Genomic DNA, 2,779 nt, shown 5'->3' on the forward strand with positions numbered 1-2,779 from the left:
CCCGCCCCCGCCGTCGAAGCCGCCGCTCCGGCCGCCGCCGCCCGCGGCGACGCGGTCAAGTCGCCGATGGTCGGCACTGCCTACCTGTCGCCCCAGCCGGGCGCGGACGCCTTCATCAAGGTCGGCGACACCGTCAGCGCCGGCCAGACGCTGCTGATCGTCGAGGCCATGAAGACCATGAACCCGATCTCGGCCCCCAAGGCCGGCAAGGTCGTCGAGATTCTGGTCGCCGACGCCCAGCCCGTCGAGTTCGGCGAGCCGCTCGTCGTCATCGAGTAACGCTCATGTTCGACAAGATCCTCATCGCGAACCGGGGCGAGATCGCGCTCCGGGTTCACCGCGCCTGCAAGGAAATGGGCATCGCCACCGTGGCCGTGCACTCCGAAGCCGACGCCAACTCCATGTGGGTGCGCCTGGCCGACGAGAGCGTCTGCATCGGCCCCGCCTCGGCCGCCAAGTCGTACCTGAACATCCCGTCGATCATCGCGGCCGCCGAGATCACCGGCGCCCAGGCGATCCACCCGGGCTACGGCTTCCTGTCCGAGAACGCCCGCTTCGCCGAGATCGTCGGCGCGCACGGCTACACCTTCATCGGTCCCAAGCCGGAGCACATCCGGATGATGGGCGACAAGATCACCGCCAAGCAGGCCGTGAAGGACGCGGGCATCCCGGTCGTCCCCGGCTCGGATGGCGGCGTCTMGACCGAGGAAGAGGCCTTCGAGGCCGCTGAGCGCATCGGCTTCCCCGTGCTGATCAAGGCCGCCTCGGGCGGCGGCGGTCGCGGCATGAAGGTGGCCCAGACCCGCGAGGACTTGGCCGAGGCGGTCTCGACCGCCCGCTCGGAGGCCCGCGCGGCGTTCGGCGACGACACGGTCTACATGGAGCGCTACCTCCAGAAGCCGCGCCACATCGAGCTGCAGGTCATCGCCGACAGCCACGGCAACGTGGTGCACCTGGGCGAACGCGACTGCTCGCTGCAGCGTCGCCACCAGAAGGTCCTGGAAGAAGCCCCCTCGCCCGCCCTGGGCGCGGCGGACCGCGCCAAGATCGGCAAGATCGTCGTCGATGCGGTCAAGGCCATCGGCTATCTCGGCGTCGGCACCATCGAGTTCCTGTGGGAGAACGGCGAGTTCTTCTTCATCGAGATGAACACCCGCCTGCAGGTCGAACACCCGGTCACCGAAGCCATCACCGGCATCGACCTGGTGCGCGAGCAGATCCGCATCGCCGCCGGCCTGCCGCTGTCGTTCACCCAGGACGACGTGGTGTTCGAGGGCCACGCCATCGAGTGCCGGATCAACGCCGAGAACGCGCGGACCTTCACGCCCTCGCCGGGCACCATCACCGACTTCCACGCCCCCGGCKGCCTGGGCGTCCGGCTGGATTCGGCGATCTACACCGGCTACGCGATCCCGCCCTATTACGACAGCCTGATCGGCAAGCTGATCGTCCACGGCCGCGACCGCGAGGAGTGCATCGCGCGCCTGCGTCGTTGCCTGKGCGAGATGGTCGTGGGCGGCATCGAGACCACCATCCCGCTGTTCCAGGACCTGCTGGTGCAACCCGACATCCTGGCCGGCGATTACGACATCCACTGGCTGGAGCGCTGGATCAAGGCGCAGGGCTAAGGCTCAACGTCTGGGATCGCCATGGACGACGCCTTCACGGTCGATGATCTCATCGCCTGCTACGAGCGCGGCGTCTTCCCCATGGCGGACGCCCGCCAGGACGAGAGCATCTTCCTGATCGACCCGGAACGCCGGGGCGTGCTGCCGCTGGACGGCGTGCACGTCCCGCGCCGGCTGGCCCGCACCGTCCGGGCCGAACCGTTCGAGGTCCGCATCGACACCGCCTTCGACGCCGTGGTCGAGGCCTGCGCCGCCGCGCGTCCCGGACGGCTGGAGACCTGGATCAACACGCCGATCCAGCGCCTCTACGGCCAGCTGTTCGCGCGCGGCCTGGCGCACAGCGTCGAGTGCTGGGATGGCGACGACCTGGTCGGCGGCCTCTACGGCGTGTCGTTCGGGGCCTGCTTCTTCGGCGAGAGCATGTTCTCGACCCGCCGCGACGCCAGCAAGGTGGCCCTGGTCCATCTGGCCGGACGGTTGATCGCCGGCGACTACCGGCTGCTCGACACCCAGTTCATCACCGAGCATCTCGAACAGTTCGGGACGGTGGAAATCTCACGCGCCGACTATCGCCGTCGCCTGGGCCGGGCCTGGACGGCCCAGGCCGACTTCTATCGGCTGGCGGCCGGCGCGACCGGGGCCGAGGTCTTGCAGGCGATCAGCCAGGCGTCATAGACCGGATGCTCGAGCGGGTTCAGGCCCGGCGAGTTGGCGTACATCCAGCCCTTGAAGATTTGACGTCCGGGCGGCGCCACACGGCCCGGCAGCGCCTTGGGCTGGGTGTCGACGGTGACGTAGGCGATCGAGTCCGGGGCGTCCTCGTCCGGCGCGGTCGTCTCGCAGGCGCGGACCGTGAACACCAGGGTCTTGTAGCGGATCGGCTGGCCGACCGGCGCCTCGAACCGCATCGTCYCAGTCGTCACCTTGTCCAGGGCCTGGAGGATGGCGACGGACGACCGGGCACGCTTGAGGGGCTCGGGCGGCTTCTCGGGTTCGGTCGTCGCGGGCTTGGCGGCCGGCGCGGGCTGGGCCGGCGCGGCGGAGGCCGCGGGCGGCGTCGAGGTMGTCGTCGCGCTGGGCTGCGGGACGATCGGTTGGGCCCCGGGGCCGGTCGGCGCCGGCCGCGGCGTCGGCGCGGGTCGCGGCTGGAC

The 2,779-nt window shown here is 70.1% G+C and carries 4 protein-coding genes; 3 read left to right on the forward strand and 1 reads right to left on the reverse strand.

Annotation, left to right across the window (positions count from 1 at the left end; all coding sequences use genetic code 11):
- The 3 genes from accB to aat all read left to right on the forward strand — a co-directional run.
- A partial coding sequence (gene accB, locus AC1U89_RS24410) for an acetyl-CoA carboxylase biotin carboxyl carrier protein (RefSeq protein WP_479902199.1) occupies positions 1-279 on the forward strand: 279 nt, incomplete at its 5' end.
- Positions 280-284: 5 nt separating this feature from the next.
- Positions 285-1,628, forward strand: a complete 1,344-nt coding sequence (accC, locus tag AC1U89_RS24415; RefSeq protein ID WP_479902200.1) for an acetyl-CoA carboxylase biotin carboxylase subunit — start codon at positions 285-287, stop codon at positions 1,626-1,628.
- A 21-nt stretch (positions 1,629-1,649) separates the two neighbouring features.
- Positions 1,650-2,303, forward strand: a complete 654-nt coding sequence (aat, locus tag AC1U89_RS24420; RefSeq protein WP_479902201.1) for a leucyl/phenylalanyl-tRNA--protein transferase — start codon at positions 1,650-1,652, stop codon at positions 2,301-2,303.
- Here aat and AC1U89_RS24425 read toward each other — a convergent pair.
- On the reverse strand, positions 2,240-2,779 hold a 540-nt coding region (locus tag AC1U89_RS24425), incomplete at its 5' end, for a DUF2155 domain-containing protein (RefSeq protein ID WP_479902202.1). The genes aat and AC1U89_RS24425 overlap by 64 nt on opposite strands.

It is taken from the genome of Caulobacter sp. 05T431, from assembly GCF_056665975.1.